This is a genomic window from Stenotrophomonas sp. LGBM10 (genome assembly GCF_046736075.1).
Lineage (GTDB): Bacteria > Pseudomonadota > Gammaproteobacteria > Xanthomonadales > Xanthomonadaceae > Stenotrophomonas.
Map to the genome: position 1 here is coordinate 3,300,268 of NZ_CP177163.1, position 20,976 is coordinate 3,321,243.

20 protein-coding genes and 1 tRNA gene are annotated in these 20,976 nt (G+C 65.8%); 19 read left to right on the forward strand and 2 right to left on the reverse strand.

The features are described from left to right. Window positions 1-43: 43 nt before the first annotated feature. The 14 genes from ACLB90_RS14340 (at window position 44) to ACLB90_RS14405 (ending at window position 11,531) form a co-directional block, all read left to right on the forward strand. The gene (locus ACLB90_RS14340) at window positions 44-553 is read left to right on the forward strand and encodes a YceD family protein (RefSeq protein ID WP_136005608.1); all 510 of its coding nucleotides are present in this window, start codon (window positions 44-46) and stop codon (window positions 551-553) included. 107 nt (window positions 554-660) lie between these two features. After that, window positions 661-858 carry a 50S ribosomal protein L32 gene (gene rpmF, locus ACLB90_RS14345; RefSeq protein WP_017357626.1) on the forward strand — a complete coding sequence of 66 codons (198 nt, stop codon included), beginning with the start codon at window positions 661-663 and terminating at the stop codon, window positions 856-858. A gap of 88 nt (window positions 859-946) precedes the next feature. Further along, the gene (locus ACLB90_RS14350) at window positions 947-1,924 is read left to right on the forward strand and encodes a beta-ketoacyl-ACP synthase III (RefSeq protein WP_411850090.1); all 978 of its coding nucleotides are present in this window, start codon (window positions 947-949) and stop codon (window positions 1,922-1,924) included. A 74-nt stretch (window positions 1,925-1,998) separates the two neighbouring features. Further along, a complete protein-coding gene (locus ACLB90_RS14355; protein WP_411850091.1) occupies window positions 1,999-2,781 on the forward strand; it encodes a serine/threonine protein phosphatase in 783 nt (260 codons plus the stop codon). 515 nt (window positions 2,782-3,296) lie between these two features. After that, window positions 3,297-4,241: an ACP S-malonyltransferase gene (gene fabD / locus ACLB90_RS14360; RefSeq protein ID WP_411850092.1), complete on the forward strand. Its 945-nt coding sequence runs from the start codon at window positions 3,297-3,299 to the stop codon at window positions 4,239-4,241. 72 nt (window positions 4,242-4,313) lie between these two features. Further along, complete coding sequence (gene fabG / locus ACLB90_RS14365; protein ID WP_411850093.1) at window positions 4,314-5,057, forward strand: 3-oxoacyl-ACP reductase FabG; 744 nt, start codon at window positions 4,314-4,316, stop codon at window positions 5,055-5,057. A 153-nt stretch (window positions 5,058-5,210) separates the two neighbouring features. Next, window positions 5,211-5,450, forward strand: a complete 240-nt coding sequence (gene acpP, locus ACLB90_RS14370; RefSeq protein WP_017357544.1) for an acyl carrier protein — start codon at window positions 5,211-5,213, stop codon at window positions 5,448-5,450. 136 nt (window positions 5,451-5,586) lie between these two features. Beyond that, window positions 5,587-6,849, forward strand: coding sequence for a beta-ketoacyl-ACP synthase II (fabF, locus tag ACLB90_RS14375; RefSeq protein ID WP_411850094.1), 1,263 nt, complete (start codon window positions 5,587-5,589; stop codon window positions 6,847-6,849). 87 nt (window positions 6,850-6,936) lie between these two features. Next, a complete protein-coding gene (locus tag ACLB90_RS14380; protein WP_411850095.1) occupies window positions 6,937-8,292 on the forward strand; it encodes an aminodeoxychorismate synthase component I in 1,356 nt (451 codons plus the stop codon). A 73-nt stretch (window positions 8,293-8,365) separates the two neighbouring features. Then, window positions 8,366-9,424 (forward strand): endolytic transglycosylase MltG, encoded by a 1,059-nt coding sequence (gene mltG / locus ACLB90_RS14385; protein ID WP_411850096.1) that lies wholly within the window; start codon window positions 8,366-8,368, stop codon window positions 9,422-9,424. Next, complete coding sequence (gene tmk, locus ACLB90_RS14390) at window positions 9,421-10,089, forward strand: dTMP kinase (RefSeq protein ID WP_411850097.1); 669 nt, start codon at window positions 9,421-9,423, stop codon at window positions 10,087-10,089. The genes mltG and tmk overlap by 4 nt, the downstream gene beginning before the upstream one ends. Then, complete coding sequence (locus tag ACLB90_RS14395; RefSeq protein ID WP_136005615.1) at window positions 10,082-11,041, forward strand: DNA polymerase III subunit delta'; 960 nt, start codon at window positions 10,082-10,084, stop codon at window positions 11,039-11,041. The genes tmk and ACLB90_RS14395 overlap by 8 nt, the downstream gene beginning before the upstream one ends. Beyond that, a complete protein-coding gene (locus ACLB90_RS14400) occupies window positions 11,038-11,391 on the forward strand; it encodes a PilZ domain-containing protein (protein WP_411850098.1) in 354 nt (117 codons plus the stop codon). The genes ACLB90_RS14395 and ACLB90_RS14400 overlap by 4 nt, the downstream gene beginning before the upstream one ends. Window positions 11,392-11,456: 65 nt before the next feature. Continuing rightward, a tRNA-Val gene (locus ACLB90_RS14405) sits at window positions 11,457-11,531 on the forward strand. 110 nt (window positions 11,532-11,641) lie between these two features. On the opposite strand, the gene ACLB90_RS14410 is transcribed toward ACLB90_RS14405, so the two are convergent. Beyond that, window positions 11,642-12,178 (reverse strand): GNAT family N-acetyltransferase, encoded by a 537-nt coding sequence (locus tag ACLB90_RS14410; RefSeq protein ID WP_411850099.1) that lies wholly within the window; start codon window positions 12,176-12,178, stop codon window positions 11,642-11,644. A 223-nt stretch (window positions 12,179-12,401) separates the two neighbouring features. On the opposite strand from ACLB90_RS14410, the gene ACLB90_RS14415 reads away from it, so the two are divergent. Genes ACLB90_RS14415 through ACLB90_RS14430 form a run of 4 tightly spaced genes read left to right on the forward strand, consistent with a single transcriptional unit; the run spans window position 12,402 to window position 18,494 of the window. Continuing rightward, window positions 12,402-15,677: a DUF6531 domain-containing protein gene (locus ACLB90_RS14415; protein WP_411850100.1), complete on the forward strand. Its 3,276-nt coding sequence runs from the start codon at window positions 12,402-12,404 to the stop codon at window positions 15,675-15,677. Next, on the forward strand, window positions 15,677-17,884 hold the full coding sequence (locus ACLB90_RS14420) for an RHS repeat-associated core domain-containing protein (RefSeq protein WP_411850101.1): 2,208 nt from the start codon (window positions 15,677-15,679) through the stop codon (window positions 17,882-17,884). The genes ACLB90_RS14415 and ACLB90_RS14420 overlap by 1 nt, the downstream gene beginning before the upstream one ends. Further along, a complete protein-coding gene (locus ACLB90_RS14425; protein WP_411850102.1) occupies window positions 17,881-18,258 on the forward strand; it encodes a hypothetical protein in 378 nt (125 codons plus the stop codon). Before ACLB90_RS14420 ends, ACLB90_RS14425 begins: the two co-directional genes overlap by 4 nt. A 23-nt stretch (window positions 18,259-18,281) precedes the next feature. Beyond that, window positions 18,282-18,494, forward strand: a complete 213-nt coding sequence (locus tag ACLB90_RS14430; RefSeq protein ID WP_411850103.1) for a hypothetical protein — start codon at window positions 18,282-18,284, stop codon at window positions 18,492-18,494. Between the two features lie 60 nt (window positions 18,495-18,554). On the opposite strand, the gene ACLB90_RS14435 is transcribed toward ACLB90_RS14430, so the two are convergent. Beyond that, entirely contained in the window at window positions 18,555-19,631 is a 1,077-nt protein-coding gene (locus tag ACLB90_RS14435; RefSeq protein WP_411850104.1) for a hypothetical protein, read from the reverse strand. Between the two features lie 213 nt (window positions 19,632-19,844). On the opposite strand from ACLB90_RS14435, the gene ACLB90_RS14440 reads away from it, so the two are divergent. Then, a complete protein-coding gene (locus ACLB90_RS14440; RefSeq protein ID WP_411850105.1) occupies window positions 19,845-20,942 on the forward strand; it encodes a DUF5694 domain-containing protein in 1,098 nt (365 codons plus the stop codon). Window positions 20,943-20,976 lie beyond the last annotated feature (34 nt).

Consider the following 20,976-nt stretch of genomic DNA (forward strand, 5'->3'; position numbering starts at 1 on the left):
GGATTTGACAGCAGGCCGGGCGATCCTTAACATTCAGCGGCTTATGTCCGCGAACGTGCCCGAATTGCTGGATGCTTGGCGGATGGTCGCAGCGCGCAGGCGCTTCGACGGCCAGGTCGATCTGGCTGAATTGACCCGCCTGCAAGGCCTTGTTGCCGATACCGAAGGCCGGTGCACCTATGCACTGGAATTCGCGCACGACGACATCCTGCGGGTATCCTATGTTGAACTGACCATCGACACCGAGTTGCCGCTGATCTGTCAGCGCAGCCTGCAGCGCTTCCTGCTGCCGGTCTCGATGGTGCAACGGCTTGGCCTGATCCGCAGCGAAGAGGATGAATCCTCGTTGCCGGAGGGGTACGAGCCGTGGCTGGTCCCCGAGGACGGCCAACTGCGTCCGCTGGAACTGGTCGAGGACGAACTCGTCCTGGCCGTCCCGGTGGTACCGCTGTCTCCCGATGGTGAGGCGGTGGATCGCGACTGGGCACCGACCGAAGAAGAAATCAGCAAGGCCAATCCGTTCGCGGCATTGGCGGCGTTGAAAAAACAATAGCAGCCGGTTGTCGTCGGCGGCTGCGGCGAAAGCGAAGACTGTGCTGGGCGCTGGCGTCCTGTGCGACGAAACGACGAAGCAAAACGAACCGAGTTTGGAGCAATCCCATGGCTGTGCAGAAATCCCGTGTTACCCCGTCCCGCCGCGGTATGCGCCGTGCGCATGACGCCCTGAGCGCCAAGCAGCTGTCGACCGACCCGACCACGGGCGAAGTGCATCTGCGTCACCACATCACCGCTGACGGTTTCTACCGTGGCAAGAAGGTGATCACGACCAAGTCGAACTCGGCCGTCGAAGAAGATTGATTCGTGAAGGCCGCTGCCCGGTCGGGCAGCGGCCTTTGCCCCATTCTTCCCGATCGTCGCTGTTGACGATCGTGCTACAGGATATGCAATGAGCAAGCGGATCTACTCGAGGATCGCGGGCACTGGTAGCTATTTGCCCGAAAAAGTGTTGACCAACCAGGATCTGGAGAAAATGGTCGACACCAGCGATGAGTGGATCCAATCGCGCACCGGTATCCGTGAGCGGCATATCGCCGCAGAAACGGAAACCACCAGCGACCTCGGCTACCACGCCGCGGTGCGTGCGCTGGAAGCGGCCGGTATCGACGCTTCGCAGCTGGACATGATCGTGGTGGGTACGACCACCCCGGATCTGATCTTCCCGTCCACCGCGTGCCTGATCCAGGCCAAGCTCGGTGCGACCGGTTGCCCCGCCTTCGACGTCAACGCCGCCTGTTCGGGCTTCGTGTTCGCGTTGAGCGTGGCCGACAAATTCATCCGTTCCGGTGATGCACGCCATGTGCTGGTCATCGGTGCGGAAACCCTGACCCGGATCGTCGACTGGACCGAGCGCACCACCTGCGTGCTGTTCGGCGATGGCGCCGGCGCGGTCGTGCTCAAGGCCGACGAAGACACCGGCATCCTCAGCACCCACCTGCATTCGGATGGCAGCAAGAAAGAGCTGCTGTGGAATCCGGTCGGCGTGTCGGCCGGTTTCGGCGAGGGCGAGAATGCCCGCGGCGCGATCCTGATGAAGGGCAACGACGTGTTCAAGTACGCCGTCAAGGCGCTGGACTCGGTCGTGGACGAAACCCTGGATGCCAATGGCCTGACCAAGGCAGACCTGGACTGGCTGATCCCGCACCAGGCCAACCTGCGCATCATCGAAGCCACCGCCAAGCGGTTGGAGATGTCGATGGAGCAGGTGGTGGTGACCGTGGACAAGCACGGCAATACCTCGTCCGCCTCGGTGCCGATGGCGCTGGATGTGGCGATCCGCTCCGGGCGCGTCGAGCGCGGCCAGCTCCTGCTGTTGGAAGCCTTCGGCGGCGGCTTCACCTGGGGTTCCGCACTGCTGCGCTATTGATAGCGCACGTTACGACAACGTGATGCAGTCGTTACGGCCCCATTCGGGGCCGTAAGCATTTCAGGAGATCCGTCATGGTTGAGCCCATCGTCATTGAAGGGCAACGCGCCTGGCTGAAGCAGTACGGCGAAGGAAGTCGGGTAGTGGCCCTGGGCCTGCTCAACTTCATCGCGCGGCGGTTCCAGCTGGACGCCCTGCGTCCGCCGCCGCACCGGGGCGGCGATGCCGCCCGCGAAACCGAAGCCCGCCGCTTGGCCGAGTTGAAGGACCAGGGGGTGAATGTGCCGCCGGTGATCGGCAGCGGTCACGCCGCACTGGTGCTGGGCGACAACGGCAGCTCGTTCAATACCTGCCTGCGCCAGGCCGATGAAGCGGGCCGCGATCGACTGGTGTCGGTGGCGATGCAGGCGATCGCCTCGGCGCACCGCAATGGCGCCTATTTCGGCCAGCCGCTGCCGCGCAACCTGACCTGGGACGGGCAGCAGGTGGGCTTCATCGATTTCGAGGAAGACCCGCTGGAAGTGATGGACCTTGCCCAGGCCCAGGCGCGCGACTGGCTGATGTTCGGCTATGGCGTGGCCAAGTACTACGAGGACCGCCCGCAGCGGCTGCAGCAGCTGATGGCCGATGCAATGGACGGTGCCGAGGCACCGGTCCTGGCGCACGCGCACGAAGTCTCCGGCCGCCTGCGCGGTCTGGCCCGCGCCAGCCTGAAAATGGGCCGCTCGGCCCGCGCCCTGGCCCATGCGATCCTGATCGTGCACGGCGCCACCACGTTGGGCGTGCTGATGCTGGCCGTGATCTGTTTCGACTTCTTCTCCGACGGCGACCTGGACATTCTGCAGTTGCTGGTGTGATCGAAGGCGCTGGTTGCTTGTGTGTCGAGGGTTCGGTGCGACGTGCGTGACTTCCCGGGACACGCCGCAAGTACGTCCCTGTAGGCTCCATCGCCGCATCCATGCGGCGAAGGGTCCCGTGAACCCACGCACGCCGCACCGCCGACAGTTGGCCGGCGCGCATGGGCAATCCACGTCAACGCACACAGCGTTCGCTGTGCCACGCCAGCCCGCTGCACCCGCTTCTGCCCGTTCCATGCGCACCGACGCACCGTGCGGGGACCGGGGCGAGTGGGGGTGTGGGACCGTAGAAAACATGGATGTTTTCTACGAGCCTACACGGACGTATTCACGGCGTGTCCCACACTCCCACTCGTCGCGGTCCTCATCAGGGACCGTGCAGCGCAGGTGCTGTTGCCGTTCGCTTGAAGGGGTTGCACACGCCGTGCCCAGCCCCCTCAATACGCGGCAGTACAGACGGAGGGCGGTGTTCCCCCTTATCATTTGCCGTTCGATTTTTGCAGGCGGATGACCGCGTGACCGATTCCAATCTCGCTTTCGTGTTCCCAGGCCAGGGCTCGCAGTCCGTGGGCATGCTCGCCGAACTGGCCGAACTGCACCCCCAGGTGCGTGAGGCGTTCAGCGAAGCGTCCGAGGGTGCCGGCGTGGACCTGTGGGCGCTGTCGCAGGGCGGTCCCGAGGAAATGCTCAACCGCACCGAATACACCCAGCCGGCCCTGCTGGCCGCCAGCATTGGCGTGTGGCGCGTCTGGAATGCCGTGGGCGGTGCCCAGCCGGCGGTGCTGGCCGGCCACAGCCTGGGCGAGTACACCGCCCTGGTGGCGGCGGGCGCACTGTCGCTGCGTGATGGCGCCCACCTGGTGCGCCTGCGTGGCCAGCTGATGCAGGATGCCGCGCCCACCGGCGTTGGCGCGATGGCCGCCGTGCTCGGTGCCGAGGATGCGCTGGTGCTGGAGGTCTGCGAGCAGGCCGCCGGCAGCCAGGTCGTGGTTCCGGCCAACTACAACTCGCCCGGCCAGATCGTGATCGGTGGCGATGCCGCCGCGGTTGACCGCGCGCTGGCGCTGCTGGCCGAGAAGGGCGTGCGCAAGGCGGTCAAACTGGCCGTCAGCGTCCCCTCGCACACCCCGCTGATGCGCGAAGCCGCCAACCGCCTGGCCGAAACGATGGCCGGCCTGGACTGGCACGCCCCGGCGCTGCCGGTGGTGCAGAACGTGGATGCCCGCATTCACGACGGCATCGATGCGATCCGCCAGGCGCTGGTCCAGCAGCTGTACCTGCCGGTGCAGTGGACCGGTTGCGTGCAGGCGCTGGCCGCCCGTGGCGTCACCCGCGTGGCCGAGTGCGGTCCGGGCAAGGTCCTGACCGGATTGATCAAGCGCATCGACAAATCGCTGGACGCGCGCACACTGTCCACGCCCGCTGATTTTGAAGCCGCCCGCGAGACCTGGGCCGCCTGATCTTTCGACCGCCTCCGCAACGGCATGGCCCTGTGCCTGCGCTGCGGACCGGTCCCGTCCGAGGAAACACAGATGAGCAAGCCCCTTCAGGGTGAAATCGCACTGGTGACCGGCGCCAGCCGTGGCATCGGCGCGGCGATCGCCGACGCACTGGCCGCGCAGGGCGCGACCGTCATCGGCACCGCCACCACCGACACCGGCGCTGCCGCCATCGGCGAACGCCTGGCCGCCGTGGGTGGCCACGGCCGCGCGCTGAACGTTACCGACGCGGCCGCGCTGGATGCCGTGCTCGACGGCATCGCCAAGGAGTTTGGTGCCATCACCATCCTGGTCAACAATGCCGGCATCACCCGCGACAACCTGCTGCTGCGCATGAAGGACGAGGACTGGCAGGCCATCCTCGACACCAACCTCACCAGCGTGTTCCGCACCTCCAAGGCCGTCATCCGCGGCATGATGAAGGCGCGCAAGGGCCGCATCATCAATATCGCCTCGGTGATCGGCGTGACCGGCAACGCCGGCCAGGCCAACTATGCGGCGGCCAAGGCGGGCATCATTGCCTTCTCCAAGTCGCTGGCCAAGGAAATCGGTTCGCGCGGCATCACCGTCAACGTGGTGGCGCCGGGCTTCATCGATACCGACATGACCAAGGCCCTGCCGGAAGAACAGCGCACCGGCCTGGTCAAGTCGATCGCCCTGGAACGCCTCGGCGAACCGTCCGACATCGCCAATGCGGTGGCGTTCCTGGCCGGTCCCTCGGCCAGCTACATCACCGGCGAAACCCTCCATGTGAACGGCGGCATGTACATGCCGTAAGCATGTGGCGCATGGATCGCGCCGCAAGTGGTTGATCTGAAAGATGTTTTGCAGCGATGCAAGGCGTCGCTGGTTTCCACTACACTATCCCACGGTCATCCATCACCGGATGGCGTCATTTTTGAACCACTACTCCATCTGGAGCGATATCCAATGAGCACCATCGAAGAACGCGTCAAGAAAATCGTCGTCGAACAGCTTGGCGTCAAGGAAGAAGAAGTCACCAACAGCGCATCGTTCGTCGATGACCTGGGCGCTGACTCGCTGGACACCGTTGAACTGGTGATGGCGCTGGAAGAAGAGTTCGAGTGCGAAATCCCGGACGAAGAAGCCGAAAAGATCAGCACCGTCCAGGCTGCGATCGACTACATCAACGCCCACGTCAAGGCTTGATGTCAGGCGGCTTGCGCGCGGCCGTGGCAATCGCCGCGACCGCGTGCGGCAAACTCATGGGGCCGCACATGCGGCCCTGTGCATTTGAGCGTTACACCGCGTGATACCCGCAACACCCGGGTCAGGAGAATCTGCAATGAAGCGTCGCGTCGTCGTTACCGGCATGGGCATGGTCTCGCCGTTGGGCAATGATATGGCCACCAGTTGGAAGGGCATCACCGAAGGCCGTTCCGGCATCGGTCCGCTGACCAACGTTTCGCAGTCCTACCTGGACCGTTTCACCACCAAGATCGCAGGTGAGGTCAAGGACTTCGACATCACCGCCGACAACGAACAGTTCGGCAAATTCCGGGTCAGCGGCAAGGATGCCAGGAAGATGGACCCGTTCATCCATTACGGCCTCGGTGCCTCGTTCATGGCCCTGCACGATGCGGGCCTGGACATCACCGATGCCAATGCCGAGCGCATCGGCGCCATCGTCGGCGCCGGCATCGGCGGTCTGCTGGGCATCGAGGAACAGACCATCGAGTTCCATGAGGGCAAGAAGATCTCGCCCTTCTACGTGCCCAAGACCATCATCAACATGCTGCCGGGCCAGCTCAGCATCATCACCGGCCTGAAAGGCCCGTCGTTCTCGGCGGTGTCGGCCTGCGCCACGTCCAACCACTCCATCGGCACCGCCATGCGCATGATCCAGTACGGCGATGCGGACGTGATGGTGGTGGGTGGCGCCGAGCGCGGCTCCTCGCCGACCGCCCTGGGCGGCTTCTGCGCGATGAAGGCCATGAGCACCCGCAACGACGCGCCGGCCGAAGCCTCGCGTCCGTGGGACAAGGACCGTGACGGTTTCGTGCTGGGCGACGGCGCCGGCATCCTGATCCTGGAAGAGTACGAACACGCCAAGGCGCGTGGCGCGCGCATCTATGCCGAGCTGGCCGGTTTCGGCGCCAGTTCCGATGCGTACCACATGACCGCGCCGAGCGAGAACGGCGAAGGCGCCGCGCGCTGCATGACGATGGCCCTCAAGGACGCCGGTGTGACCCCGGACCAGGTGGGCTACCTCAACGCGCACGGCACCTCCACCCCGCTGGGTGACCTCGGCGAAACGATGGCCATGAAGACCGCGTTCGGCGACCACGCCTACAAGATGATGGTCAGCTCGACCAAGTCGATGACCGGCCACCTGCTCGGTGCCGCCGGTGGTGTCGAGGCGATCTTCTCGGTGCTGGCGCTGCGCGACAACATCATCCCGCCGACCATCAACCTGCAGCAGCCGGGCGAAGGCTGCGACCTGGATTACGTGCCCAACGTGGCGCGCGAACAGAAGGTGGATGTGGTCATGTCCAACGGCTTCGGCTTCGGCGGTACCAACGGCACGCTGGTGTTCAAGCGCGTCTGATCCACGCGCCGTCGTACCCCGCACCCGGGCCGCCATCATGGCGGCCTTGGTGTATCTGGCCCCCGCGCTCCTTTCCGGTTCCCTGCCATGCTCCAGATCCAGCCGTTGCCCGCCACCACCGACCTGCTCGCGCTGCAGCGCGTGGCCCCGTCGCGCTATCCGCTGCTGATGGAATCCACCGCGTCGGGCACCGCCCAGGGCCGGTGGGACCTGCTGCTGATGGCCAACGGCCAGTCGCTGGCGCTGCACGCCGACGGCGTGGTCCGCGACGCTGAGGGCATGGCCCAGGCGGGCAGCTTCCTCGAAGCGCTGGACGCGCACTGGGCGGCCCTGCGCCTGCCCCGCGAAGATACCCTGCTGCCGTTCCGCGGCGGCTGGGCGCTGATGCTGGATTACGAACTGGCCGGGCAGATCGAAACCGTGCTGCGGCTGCCTGCGCGCGCTGACGGCCTGCCTTCGGCACTGGCCCTGCGCTGCCCGGCCGCCGTGCTGCACGACCGCGTGCTGGGCCAGTACCACGCGCTCTGCGAAACCGACCACGCCGCGCTGCTGTCGACCCTGCTGGCCGACGTGCAGGCATCGACCACGCTGGCGCCGCTGCCGGCCTGGCAGCCGCCGGCCGACGTGGCGGAGGACGCCCCCGAACGCTTCACCGACGGTGTCGGCACCGTCATCGATTACCTCCGCGCCGGCGACGTGTTCCAGGTCAACCTGTCGCGGCGCTGGGCGGCACAGTTCGCCCAGCCGCTCTCGCCGCAGGCCCTGTATGCCCAGCTGCGGGTGGCCAACCCGGCCCCGTTCGCCGGCCTGTTCATGGCGCAGGGCAGGGCGGTGGTCAGCTCCTCGCCCGAGCGCCTGGTCTCGGTGCATGGCGATGACGTGCAGACCCGCCCGATCGCCGGCACCCGCCCGCGTTTCGCCGGCGACGACGATGCCGCACGCATCCAGGAGCTGGTCGGCCATCCCAAGGAGCGTGCCGAGCACGTCATGCTGATCGACCTGGAGCGCAACGACCTGGGCCGCATCTGCACGCCCGGCAGCGTCGAGGTCGATGAGCTGATGACGGTGGAAAGCTACGCCCACGTGCATCACATCGTCAGCAACGTGCGTGGTCGCCTGCGCCAGGATGTCAGCCCCGGCGCGGTGATCGCCGCCACGTTCCCCGGCGGCACCATCACCGGCTGCCCCAAGGTGCGCTGCATGCAGATCATTGCCGAACTGGAGCAGACCGCACGCGGCGCCTACACCGGCGCGTTCGGTTGGCTGAACCGCGATGGCGACCTGGACCTGAACATCCTGATCCGCACCGCCGAAGTGGCCGCCGACACGGCGGTGTTCCGCACCGGTGCCGGCATCGTGGTCGATTCGGACCCGGTCAAGGAACTGGACGAAACCCGTGCCAAGGCGCGTGGCCTGCTGCGTGCGCTGGGGCGGCAGGACTGAGCCACGGTATGCTGTCCGACGGGGTGCCGGCCGCTGGCCGGTGCCGCGCACTGAATAACGACACGAGGTGAACATGGCGGGTGCGAAACGGGGATGTCTGGCCGTGCTGGCGGTACTGCTGCTGGGGGGGCTGGTGCTGGCGGCGGTGGGTGCCTGGTTCTGGCACGACCAGAGCCGCTTCGCCGACGCGCCGATCACCCCGGACCAGTCCAGCGTGGTGATCGCCTCCGGCGATGGCCTGAATACGGTGCTGGGCAAGCTGCGCGCTGCCGGTGTGGACGAAGGCAACGATACCCAGTGGACGCTGCTGGCACGCCAGCTCGATGCCGCCGGCAAGCTCAAGGTGGGCGAGTACGCGCTCGACGCCGGCCTCACCCCGCGCGAACTGCTCATCCGCATGCGTCAGGGCCGCGTGCTGCAGCACCGGCTGACCATCGTCGAAGGCTGGAACATCCGCCAGGTGCGCGCCGCGCTCAAGCGTGCCGATCCGCTGCGCCACACCACCGACGACATGGACGACGCCGCGCTGATGAAGGCGCTGGGCTTCCCTGGCGAACACCCCGAAGGCCGCTTCCTGCCGGAGACCTATGTCTACCAGCGCGGCGACAGCGACCTGGACGTGCTCAAGCGCGCCCATGCCGCAATGGAGAAGGAGCTGACCGCCGCCTGGGACAGCCGCGCCGACGACCTGCCGCTGAATTCGCCGTATGAGCTGCTGATCCTCGCCTCGATCATCGAGAAGGAAACCGCGCTGCCCAGCGAGCGCCCCCAGATCGCCGGCGTGTTCATGCGCCGCCTGAAGATCGGCATGCGCCTGCAGACCGATCCGACCGTGATCTACGGCATCGGCAGCAGCTACGACGGCAACATCCGCAAGCGCGATCTCACCACCGATACCCCGTACAACACCTACACCCGCGCCGGCCTCACGCCGACGCCGATCGCCATGCCCGGCCGCGACGCCCTGCATGCGGCCGCGCAGCCCGCCGCAGGCGACGCGCTGTACTTCGTGGCGGTCGGCGACGGCAGCGGCGCGCATGTGTTCTCGGCCAACTACACCGACCACAACGCGGCGGTTGCGCGGTACCTGCAGCAGCTGCGCCAGCAGCGCAGCCAGGCGGCACCGCAATGACTACCTCGCTGCTGCGCCACCCGCGCCTGATCAGCCTGGAGGGCGGCGAAGGCGCGGGCAAGACCACCGCCATCAATGCCCTCCGCGATGCGTTGCACGCGCGTGGTCACGATGTGCTGCTCACCCGCGAGCCCGGTGGCACACCGCTGGCCGAGCGCATCCGCGCGCTGGTGCTCACCCCCGATGCAGAGATCGCCGCAGAGCCGCTGTCGGCCGAAGCCGAGCTGCTGCTGGTGTTTGCTGCGCGCGCCCAGCATGTGCGCGAGGTGATCCAGCCAGCCCTGCAACGTGGCGGCTACGTCATCAGCGACCGCTTCACCGATTCCAGCTACGCCTACCAGGGTGGCGGACGCGGCCTGGACCCGGCCTGGATCGCCGACCTCGAGCGCCGGGCCGTCGGCCTGCTGCCGGGGCTGACCCTGCTGCTCGATGTGGACGTGGCCGTCGGCCGCGCCCGCGCCAATGGCCGCGACCTGTGGCCGGACCGCATCGAGAGCGAGCAGGACGATTTCTTCCAGCGGGTGCGTGCGGTGTTCCGCCAGCGCGCCAGCCATGACCCCGCGCGTTTCCGCCTGATCGACGCCGGCCAGGACCAGTCCGGCGTGGCGCGGTCGGTGGTGGCCGCGGTGGACGCGTGGCTGGCACAGGAGCCTGCCCATGACTGACACCTTCTCGCCCTGGCAGCAGCGCGCCTACGACCAGACCGTGGCGGCGCTGGATGCCGGCCGCCTTGGCCACGGGCTGCTCATCTGCGGCCCGGCCGGGCTGGGCAAGCGTGCGGTTGCGCTGCGCCTTGCCGAGCACGTGCTCGGGCGTGGCGAACCGGCCGCGGCCAAGCGCAGCGCACAGCTGATTGCCGCCGGTACCCACCCGGACCTGCAGCTGATCTCGTTCATTCCCAACAAGTCCGGCGACAAGCTGCGCACCGAGATCGTGATCGAGCAGGTGCGCGAGATCTCGCAGAAGCTGGCGCTGACCCCACAGTACGGCATTGCCCAGGTAGTGATCGTCGATCCGGCCGATGCGATCAATCGCGCCGCCTGCAACGCGCTGCTCAAGACCCTCGAAGAGCCGCAGCCCGGCCGCTACCTCTGGCTGATCAGCAGCGACCCGGCGCGCCTGCCGGCGACCGTACGCAGCCGCTGCCAGCGGCTGGAGTTCAAGCTGCCGCCGCGCGAGGAAGCGCTGGCGTGGCTGCAGGCGCAGGGCCACAGCGACGCCAGTGCGCGCGAAGCCCTCGACGCCGCACGCGGCCATCCCGGCCTGGCCGATGACTGGCTGCGCGAGGATGGCCTGGCGCTGCGCCGCCAGGTGGCCACCGATCTGGAATCGCTGGTGGCCGGCCGCGCCGGCGCGGTGGAACTGGCCCAGCGCTGGACCGGCGACGAGCACGGTGCGCTGCGCCTGCGCCATGCCGCCGACCTCGCGCTGGCCCAGGCGGCAGGCGGCGGCTTGACCGATCCGGACCGATTGCACAAGCTGGCGTCGTGGTTCGACGCCGCCAACCGAACCCGCGATCTGCTGCGCACCACCGTGCGCGCCGATCTGGCGGTGGTGGAATTGTTGTTGGCCTGGAACAAGGTCAACGAGCGGCACCCAAGGGGAACTAGAGCATGAGCGCCACCAACGCCCGCCAGGGCATCCTGTCCCTGGCCGTGAAGGACAAGGCCGCGCTGTACAGCGCATACATGCCGTTCGTGAAGAACGGCGGCATCTTCGTGCCCACGCCCAAGCGTTACTTTCTCGGCGACGAGGTGTTCCTGCTGCTGACCCTGCCGGACTCCAGCGAACGCCTGCCGGTGGCCGGCAAGGTGATCTGGGTGACCCCGGCCGGTGCGCAGGGCAACCGCGCCGCCGGCATCGGCGTACAGCTTGCCGAAGGCACCGAAGGCGAGGCGGTACGGCACAAGATCGAGACGCTGCTGGCCGGCATCCTCACCTCGGACAAGCCCACGCACACGATGTGAAGAAATTTCAGGAAAACCGTTGACGTGAAAATTTGCCGCCCTATAATGAGCGGCTCAGCAGCATCGGGCGGTTAGCTCAGCGGTAGAGCATTGCCTTCACACGGCAAGGGTCGCAGGTTCGAACCCTGCACCGCCCACCATGATTCAGCCGAAAAAGCCTCCGGAAACGGGGGCTTTTTTGTTGGGTGCAAATCGGTCTGCAGCGGATTCGCCTCGCCTGCTGCGAAGCGCGTGTGCGGATATCCTGGCATCAGTGCATGCGCCGTATCAGGCACATGTCGAAGTCCGATGCGTTGTCGTCTGACGGTATCTCGACCTCCACGCCCATCTTCGGCAGGTTCCGCTGCCAGAACGCCTTCGCCTGCAGATCCTTGCGCCAGGTGGCCAGCAGCCACGGCCCGCTCTGCGGCGTCACCAGCGCCGCAACGACGGCGGCCGCGATGCCGTTGCCGCGGTGTGCGGGCGAGACGAACAGGTCGGCCAGTTCGCGTATCGGTTGGCCCTGGAACGCGACGTCGTCCACCAGCACAAAGCCGCACAGCGTGTCATCCCGCCAAAGCAGTTGCGCCCACGCCGGTTGCGCGTTGAGCGTGGCTTCCACGTCGCTCCGCGCGCAGTCGTACAGACCGTCGGGTTGAATCTCTTCGCCGCTCCAGGCCGACGCTTCGAAGTAGTACAGCTGCAGCAACCGGAACAGGGTATCGGTGTCCGCCACCGTCGCGATGGTCATTCTCAACGGGGTGGTCACGGGCGGTTCCTGGGTGTTGACGCCTGCAGTATCCCTCATCTGCCCGCCCGTCCCGCGAGGCTGCGCCACCGGTCGGCGCAGCCGCAGACGAGGCGCATGTGAGGCGCGGTCTGCCCGCATCTCCGGCTGAGCCCGTCGCCCGGGGGCACTTTCACGAAACTTCCATGTTCCTGAATGTGCTGTTAGGATCCTGAAAAATGAACGACCTATTCAGGTAACGCCTTATCCGCTGAACAGCCCGCCAACAGGAATTGGAGAGAGCATGAAGCTCCGCGCGACAAGCAAGTCACGTTCCAGGGTTCTACTGTTACTGCCCCTCGTTTTTCTCGGCGGCGCCGCCGTCGAGGCCATCGGTTCGGAAAAGCCCAGCGAGGCCGAAACCGTTCATGTGCGCGCCAAGCGCCTGCAGTACCAGACCATCAATCTGCACCTGTTCACCTCAGGTGCGCGCGGCGGCTGGGGGGGCTTCACAGGCGGCGGTGGCGGTGGCTCGGCACCTACCAAGACCGCCAAAGAGCAAGAGACGGACGACCGCGAGAAGGACTGCGGGGGAACCACGGGCAATCCCATCGTCCTCTACACCGGCAACAAGGTCGAACATGAGCTGGATTTTGCCAGCGCCAGTGAGATGGGACTGTTCCTGCGACGCAGTTACAACCACCACTGGAGTGCGACCGGCTTGTTCGGCAATCACTGGCTGAGCAACTTCGACTATTCGCTGGCGTTCTCCGATGGCCAGAACACCGTCTGGAACCAGCGTCCCGATGGCCGCCGCATCAAGTTCCAGCGGGATCCGGCAAGTGGGCGCTGGAACGAGAACAAGGCACAGCCTGTCGCCTATATCGTCAAGAATGGCGATGGCAGTTTCACGCTCTACAACGATGAAAACGGCGTAGAGACCTACAACCCCGAAGGCTACGTCACCCGGCTGCGGAACGAGCAGGGCGTTGCATGGACGTTCGCCTACAACAGCAAGTACCTGCAGACTGTTACGCACTCCTCCGGGCGACAGGTGAAATTTACCTGGAGCGGTGGACAGGTCACCCAGGTCATCGACCCGGCAGGCAACGCCTACCAGTATTCGTACACGCCCAATGTCTTTGGTACGGGGCGAGGGCGCCTGGCCTCCACGACGTTGCCGGGTGCCCCTGCCACCACCATTTCCTATCACTACGAAGACGCGCGCTATCCCGGAGGGTTCACCGGGAAATCGCTCAACGGCGTGCGGTATTCCACCTTCGCCTACGATGAGAACAAGCGCGCCACGCTGTCCGAGCATGCCGGAGGTGTTGAACGCCACACCATCAGCTACGTCGTTGAAAGCACCGAGCAGATCCTGCCGCCTCCCTCTCCGGTGCGCCCCGGCGGCATCCTTGTCGACGAGGAGCGGGGCTGGTGCGAGGACACTCGCAACGGCCGGATGTGCTACCAGCCGCGTTCGCTGCCAGGCGGCACCGTGGGCATGGCCTCGACCGGCGGTGCGCAGCTGCTGGCGACGTCCGACAGCAAGGCGCGTCCGGTCAAGATCAAGGCCACCGAAACCAATCCACTGGGCCGCAAGACGACCTACGCCTACGAAGACGGGCGTCAGGTGTCGGTGACAGGCACCGCGTCTCCGCGTTGCGCTGCGCAGTACAAGGAGAGCAGCTATGACGCCAATGGCTACCCCAACCTGGTGCACGATTTTGCCGACAATCTGACCGACTTCGACTACAGCGCCCAGGGCTATCTGCTCAAGCAGGTGGAAGGCGTTGGGACACCTGCCCAACGCACCACGACGTACGAATGGGATACCGCTCGCAACCGTCAAACCAAGGCGTCGGTCGCCGGCAATCTGGAAACCCTCTATACCTACGATGCGCGCGGCAACATAGCCACGGTGACCGAGCGCAATCTCAGCAGCCGCGGTGTCGCAGGGCAGAGCAGAACCACCACGACGACCTACACCTACCATGCAAGTGGAGTGATGGCCTCGATGAAGGTCGACGGCCCGCTGGCACAGGATGAGGTCACCTCGGTCTACGATGCCAACGGCGATCTGGTCAGCGTGACCAATGCGCTTGGGCACGTCATCACCCTCAGTGGCTACAACGGCCTGGGACAGGCTGGGCGCGTCACCGATGCCAACGGGCAGGTCCGTGAGTACACCTACGACGCACGCGGCCGACTGACCAGCCAGCGCGAGAGCTTCGGCAATACCTGGGGTACGACGACCTTCGGCTATGACGGCGCGGGGAACCTCGCGAGCGTCACCCGGCCTGACGGGGTGACGGAGCGATACGAGTACGACGCAGCGCGTCGTCGCCTGGCAGATGTCGCGCCTCTGGGCGATGGCACCTACACGTGGACCCGCTACAGCTACGATGCGGCGTCGAACATCACCCGCAAGGAAGTGGCTCACACCGACTACCCTCTGGGCAGTACGGTTGCGGGTGTCATCGACGTGGTGACGCATGACGCAAACTGGAACTGGTTCGCCCGCGGCTGGGCCTGCAGTACCGGTTCAAACGGTTCCATCGAGGTGCATGGCTACGCCGAAGGCACCTTCCTTGCCGGTACGCAGGCAAACCTGGCCAGCGAAGCCGGCGTCGCTGCGGCGTGCCAGGCGGGCGGCAACGCGTACCGGTTCCAGTTGCCGATTTCCCTCGCCCAGCGGCAACAGCTTGGGGGACGAAAAATCACCATCTACGGGTTGTCGCCGCAGGGAGGTGCCCACAATCGCCCCTTGGGCAATTCGGGGGCCTTCGCGGTACCCCCGGCGACCGTGGTGGGCGACATTGGCGGCGTCACTCATGACGGCAACGGGAACTACGCGGTGGAAGGCTGGGCATGTTCGGTGGGCATCGACAGTCCCATCACGGTGCACGCCTATGTGGGCGGTTCGGCGGGGGGCGGAACGTTCGCCGTCTCCGGTACGGCCAACCGGCCGACCGATGGCAACGTCGCCAATGCCTGCCAGGCAAAGGGCACCGCCTATGGGTTCAAGTTGCCGCTGGATATGACGCTTCGGCAGAACCACGGTGGCAAGTCCATCCACATTCATGGGATCTCGCCGACTGGCCAGGCGCACCTGGTCATCAACCGGTCGGGCGCATTCGCGGTGCCGGCCATCGTCCGCAGCGCGGAATTCGTCACCTTCAACTCGACCTCGTACCACATCTACAACGGGGACCGGGTAACGCTGACGGCGCAGGTCCGGAACACAGGCAACGTGACGTGGGACGGAAACACCTATCTCGCATGGGGGCAGGACTTCCCCACTCAATCGCAGGGCCTGTCGGCGCCGGTTCCTCCCGGAGGCGTAGCCACCTTCAGCGTTGATGTTGCCCCTTACCACGATGGCGTGGGGATCGGCGGATATTCCTACGTAGCGCAGATGGCAACAAGCGGCGCTGTGTGGGGACCGCGTCCCTACGTCAGCATCGCGGTCGAGAATCCGAACTGGCATTGCCCGAACGGGCCGAACGGGCCGAACTGCCAGGAACCGATGCGGGTGACGCCGCCAGTGTGGTTGGATGCCAAGGAGGGAGTCCGCTGATGTCAGTACTTACCTTGACCATGATCGGGTTGAACGCTGTGACCTTCAGCGCCAACTACGACTACGACGAGCTCGGCCGCGTCATCGCCGAGCGTGGCAACAACGGCCAGAACATACGGTATGCCTACGACGCCGAGGGCCGGACCACCCAGATCACCGATTCCCAGAATCGGGTCACGCGGCTGAGTTACGACGCACTCGGTCGCATGACCAAGGTGGTGAATGCGACGGGCGGTATCACTCAGCTCTCCTACGACCTGGGGGATCGCCCGATACGGGTTGTTGACCCGCGCGGCCTTGCAACAGCCTACGAATACGATGGATTCGGCAGTCTGTGGAAGCAGACCAGTCCGGACACCGGCGTGACATCGCATCAGTACGATGCGGCCGGCCAGCGGGTGGGAACCACCCGCAACGATGGCAGCACGATGGCCATCGGCTACGATGGCCTGGGCCGCATGACGTCACTGCAATCGGATGGGAAACAGCAGGCCATCACCTACGACTGGTGCGCCTGGGGCAAAGGGAGGCTGTGCGGCCTCTCCGGACCGGGTACGGCAACACACTTCGCGTATGTCCCCAGTGGGCAGTTGTGGATCCGTCGCGATTTCATCACGGCGGCAGGGCAGCAGACCGATCACAGCACCGAGTATCAGTACGACGGAATCGGTCGCCTGAACCAGATCACCTATCCCAACGCCGACAAGGTCAGCTACGCCTACGGTGCGGCCGGGCGGCTGGCCTCGATGAACGCAACCATCAATGGAACGGTGCGCCCCGTGATCGCACAGGCCAGCTGGAAAGCCACGGGTGCACCCGCGTCGCTGGCCTATGGCAACGGTCTGGTCCGCGGGTACAACCACGATGCCGATGGACGACTGACCGCGATGTCGGTATGGGGGCCGAACAGTGCGCGGCTGAGCTACTGGGACTACCAGTACAGTGCAGATGGCGAGATAACCGGCATCGTCGATACCGCCGCACCGAACCTGACCCAGACGATCGGTTACGACGCGCTCAGCCGACTCACGCAGTTGAGCCGCTTTGGCATCAACAACCAGCTTTCCTATGATGCTGGCGGCAACCACGACCGGTATCAGGCAGGAACCCAGCTGACGCAGTACAGCATCGACCCCCAGAGCAACCGCGTTCTGGGCTATACCAACCAGGACGGCAGCCGCCAGTACCAGTACGACGCGCTGGGCAACCGCATCAGCGAGACCGCTGGCAGCCGGGTCAGTACCTACGAGTACAGCCCGTTCAACCGCATGAGCCGGAGCAGCATCGGTGGGGTGGTCACCGACTACCTGGTCAATGCACAGGGACAGCGGGTTGCCAAGGTGAACGCCGCCACCACGAGCCGCTACTTCTATGCCAATCAGAACCAGATGATGGCCGAGCTTACCAACAGCATCTGGACCAACTACCTCTGGTTCGATGGCGAACTGGTGGGCCTGGCGCGAAGTGGCCAGCTCAACTTCGTGCATACCGATCACCTGGGCCGGCCCGATTTTGTCAGCAACGCCCAGCAGGCAACGGTGTGGAAGGCCTACAACTACGCGTATGGTCGCAGCGTGCAGCAGGACACCATCGGTGGTCTCAACATCGGCTTCCCAGGGCAGTACCATGATGCCGAGAGCGGCCTCTGGTACAACGGCTTCCGGGACTATGACGCAACGATCGCACGCTACGTCCAGAGTGACCCGATCGGTCTGGCGGGCGGCTTGAACACCTATGCCTATGCGGCGGGGAACCCCATCCGGCACACCGATCCACTCGGCCTGGAACCGTTGGCGGCATCGACCATCATCCGATGCGGTGTGGGTGCAGTCGGCGGCTACATGTCGGTAGACGGGTTCAAGGCGGCCAAGCAGGACTTCGACAAGCTGCAGAAGGCGAGGGCGGAGGCTGCGGACAAGCAGGCCTGTGAGGATGCCAAGAACGACACCGCCCGTGCAGGCGACAGCAACCCGGCGCTCACCAAGGCGGCGGGAGTGGTGGCCGACGCCGCCAATGCGTTCTCCAGTCAGGGGGCGTCGTTCAAGGCAACGATGGCCATGTCAGTGGTATCGGGCGGACTGGGGTTGCCCCCGTGCTGGATCGTGGGTGCGGCAGTGGGTGTTTTCGCGGCCGATGGTAGTGCCTCGCGGCGATCAGAGGCCCGGCTGAACGATGCCGTCCAGTGGCTGAAGGACAACACGCGATGAAGGCGCCGGTTCGCTTCTGGATCCATCTGGGCAGCCAACTGGGGATCTTTGCGATCCTCGCCTGGTTGCCTGCCACGATGGTGGGGGCGTTCGTGACGGCTCTCGCGGGCCAACCGGCGCTGTCGTCCAGCAGCGGACCGATCAGTTTGGTCGGCACGGTGTTCGGGTTCTGCGTGATCACACTGCTCTTTGTCGGGGCAGTGGCCGTTACCGGCGAGCTGTTGGGACTGATACGGTTCTATGGCCGCAACGCCGACGACCGTCAGGAGGTGCAGCCGGTCTACCGGAAAGCGCTGCTGGTGGCGGTAGCGGTACTCGCCTGGGGGGCGGTGATCTCACTGGCAGCCCTCTTCATGATGATCAGGCCGGCGTAGTGGCACGAACCTGCGAGTCATCGATGCTCCGCGCGCGGCTGCTGGCCAGTGATGTGGCCGCGTGCTTTTACTGCTTCGCCACATTTCCGCCCAGCACCATCAACGAATGGTGCGATGGCGACGATCAGGATCAGACCGCGCTCTGCCCGACATGCGGGGTGGATGCGGTGGTCGGCTTCATGGGCCCGGTGGATGTGGCATGGCTGCATGCCGCGCATCAGCGGGGCTTCACGTAGATCGATTCCCACGCGGTCCGGTGCTGGCCACATGCAGACCCGATCGCCAGAGGACGCTGCTCACTCGCAGCGGTTGATATCGCGATTGACCAGCGCCGCATTGCCCGGGGCCAGTTGCTGCAGGCTGGACATCGCGGTGCCTGGCACGCCGGACGACGGCTTGCCCAGAATGAGCAGCGTGCCGCCCGGCTGGGCGACGACGGTGGTCAGGTCCTGACGCGACGGCATGCCGCGCGGGTAGGCAGAAACGGGCTGTTTCGCGTAGCGGCCATCGAGCGTCACCTGCAGTGCCGCATGCGTGTCGTCGCTATAGGGCGCCATGAACATCATCGAGATCGGCTCGCCGGTGTCTTTCAGCGTCATCAGGCTGGCAACGGACATGGACGTAGTGCCGATCCGGCACAGGCCGTCGCGCTTGAGGATCATCAGGGAGACGGTCGCGGGGCGGCAGGTGTCTTCGTCTACGCGTTCCTGCAGGTCGTTGGGCAATGCCTTGAATGCATCCACGGCCTTCGCACCCGCCAGTTCGGCATCCACCGGGCACTCAGGGAGCGTCGAGGCGATCTCCGCTTCGCGTGTGTCGGGCGCGTCTAGCGTGAATGAGTCGAGGAACTGCGGGCCCGTCTTCATCGCAATGGCGCACCGCGCCGGGGTGGTTTCGACGGTCAGAATGACGTTGTCCTGGTCCGCACGCACGATGCGCATGAGCGCGCACTGCGTGCGGTTGTCGAGGCGTCGCGTGATCGCGGTGAGGCCACGATGGGGCGCGCGCTCCGTGGTCGCGCCAGGCAGTGCGCCGGCGGCGGCCAGGGTGTTGAAGTACGTGTCGGCAAGCGCCGCGTCGCGGTAGTGGATCCGGGTTGCGCCAAACCGGGTGCCCCCGGCGTCGCAGCCCAGTACATCGCCCTTCACCACGTCGCCGCTTCCCGGCGTGAACGTGAAATCGTTGAACAGGCAGGGCAGGCGCACCGAGAAGTTGCCCTGGGTAGAGATTGCGTTCGTCCAGCCGTCCGGGCCAAGCGCGCCCGCACCATTGCGATGCGCAGTGATCTTTGCCGCAGTACTTTCGCTCGCCGCGCAGACCGTGGCGCTTGCGCAGAACAGCACCAGGGCAAGGGTGGTGGTGACGTGCTTCATCCGTGAATGCATCCGGTGTGCGATCGATGTGGAAGGGGTGAGGCAGGATAGAGCCGCGTGCGGCCTGCAGCAATGGATGCCGGACGTCACTTCCCACGCTCGATGACAGGACATCCCCGGTTGGGGAGTGCTTGAAGTGATGTTGACAAGGCAACGGGCACATTGGAATCTGCGCCGCTCTGCGCTGGTAAGGCGCTTTTTGGGGGAGTGGCAATGCAGCAGGGAATGAAGCGGGGGTCGTGGGGACGCGGCGCACTCATCGGAACACTGCTGGCCGGCGGGATGCTGGCTGGATCGGTGCAGGCGGCGCCCTTTGTGCCCGGTGCGCACAAGGGGCCGAAGCAGGGCGTACAGAACGAGGTGGCCGTGCTTGGCACCGCGCATCTGTCGCATCTGCCGGCCACCTTCGATCCTGCCTCGCTTGGCGAACTGATCGACCGGCTGGCGGCGTGGAAGCCGCAGGCGATCGCGATCGAGACGGTATCCGGGCAGCAATGCGACATGCTGCGCCGCTACCCGGGGCGCTATGCACTGTCGATCAAGGATTACTGCCCCGACCTGTCGGCGGCGAAGGAGGCGACGGGGCTGGATGTGCCGGCGGCGACGGCCGCGGCAGAGAAGCTGCTGAGCGCGTGGCCTGCACAACCGACGGCCGCGCAGCGCCGCACCCTGGCCGCCCTGTTCCTGGCCGCCGGCGAGCCTGACTCGGCACTCGTCCAATGGCTGCGCCTTCCCGAGGCGGACCGGGTGGCAGACGACAATCTGAAACAGACCCTGGTGGACGCGCTGGAAGCGTCGCGCGTCAACCGCAATGAAACCACGCTGGTTGCGGCCCCGCTCGCGGCGCGGCTGGGCCATGAGCGGCTGTGGCCGATGGATGACCACAGCTCCGATCAGTTCGGACCCAATCCCAAGGCCTACGTGACCGCGATCAGGAAGGCGTGGGACAACCCGGCGGTGAAGCGCCGGAGCACGATGTTCGACGGCGTGGAAGCGCAGGTCGACACACCGGAACGGGCGCTGGCGATGTATCGGCGCTACAACCAGCCCGACGTGGCCGACATTGCGTTCGAGAGCGACTACGGCGCCGCGCTTGAAGAGCCGTCCGCGCCAGGCTACGGGCGCATGTACGTGACCTCCTGGGAAACGCGCAACCTGCGCATGGCGGCCAACGTCCGCGATCTGCTGGGGCCGACCCCGGGGATGCGCGCGCTGGTGATCGTCGGCGCCTCGCACAAGGCGTACCTGGATGCCTACCTCGAGCAGATGCACGATGTGCGCATCGTCGACGTCACGCCGCTGCTGAAATGAGGTAGCCGGGCCCGGCGCATGCCGGGCCCGGACC

Bases quoted from the DNA above. Each gene is read 5' to 3' on its own strand.
- ACLB90_RS14340 (WP_136005608.1), top strand. From the start codon at position 44: ATGTCCGCGAACGTGCCCGAATTGCTGGATGCTTGGCGGATGGTCGCA.
- rpmF (WP_017357626.1), top strand. From the start codon at position 661: ATGGCTGTGCAGAAATCCCGTGTTACCCCGTCCCGCCGCGGTATGCGC.
- ACLB90_RS14350 (WP_411850090.1), top strand. From the start codon at position 947: ATGAGCAAGCGGATCTACTCGAGGATCGCGGGCACTGGTAGCTATTTG.
- ACLB90_RS14355 (WP_411850091.1), top strand. From the start codon at position 1,999: ATGGTTGAGCCCATCGTCATTGAAGGGCAACGCGCCTGGCTGAAGCAG.
- fabG (WP_411850093.1), top strand. From the start codon at position 4,314: ATGAGCAAGCCCCTTCAGGGTGAAATCGCACTGGTGACCGGCGCCAGC.
- acpP (WP_017357544.1), top strand. From the start codon at position 5,211: ATGAGCACCATCGAAGAACGCGTCAAGAAAATCGTCGTCGAACAGCTT.
- fabF (WP_411850094.1), top strand. From the start codon at position 5,587: ATGAAGCGTCGCGTCGTCGTTACCGGCATGGGCATGGTCTCGCCGTTG.
- ACLB90_RS14380 (WP_411850095.1), top strand. From the start codon at position 6,937: ATGCTCCAGATCCAGCCGTTGCCCGCCACCACCGACCTGCTCGCGCTG.
- mltG (WP_411850096.1), top strand. From the start codon at position 8,366: ATGGCGGGTGCGAAACGGGGATGTCTGGCCGTGCTGGCGGTACTGCTG.
- tmk (WP_411850097.1), top strand. From the start codon at position 9,421: ATGACTACCTCGCTGCTGCGCCACCCGCGCCTGATCAGCCTGGAGGGC.
- ACLB90_RS14395 (WP_136005615.1), top strand. From the start codon at position 10,082: ATGACTGACACCTTCTCGCCCTGGCAGCAGCGCGCCTACGACCAGACC.
- ACLB90_RS14400 (WP_411850098.1), top strand. From the start codon at position 11,038: ATGAGCGCCACCAACGCCCGCCAGGGCATCCTGTCCCTGGCCGTGAAG.
- ACLB90_RS14410 (WP_411850099.1), bottom strand. From the start codon at position 12,178: ATGAGGGATACTGCAGGCGTCAACACCCAGGAACCGCCCGTGACCACC.
- ACLB90_RS14415 (WP_411850100.1), top strand. From the start codon at position 12,402: ATGAAGCTCCGCGCGACAAGCAAGTCACGTTCCAGGGTTCTACTGTTA.
- ACLB90_RS14420 (WP_411850101.1), top strand. From the start codon at position 15,677: ATGTCAGTACTTACCTTGACCATGATCGGGTTGAACGCTGTGACCTTC.
- ACLB90_RS14425 (WP_411850102.1), top strand. From the start codon at position 17,881: ATGAAGGCGCCGGTTCGCTTCTGGATCCATCTGGGCAGCCAACTGGGG.
- ACLB90_RS14430 (WP_411850103.1), top strand. From the start codon at position 18,282: ATGCTCCGCGCGCGGCTGCTGGCCAGTGATGTGGCCGCGTGCTTTTAC.
- ACLB90_RS14435 (WP_411850104.1), bottom strand. From the start codon at position 19,631: ATGAAGCACGTCACCACCACCCTTGCCCTGGTGCTGTTCTGCGCAAGC.
- ACLB90_RS14440 (WP_411850105.1), top strand. From the start codon at position 19,845: ATGCAGCAGGGAATGAAGCGGGGGTCGTGGGGACGCGGCGCACTCATC.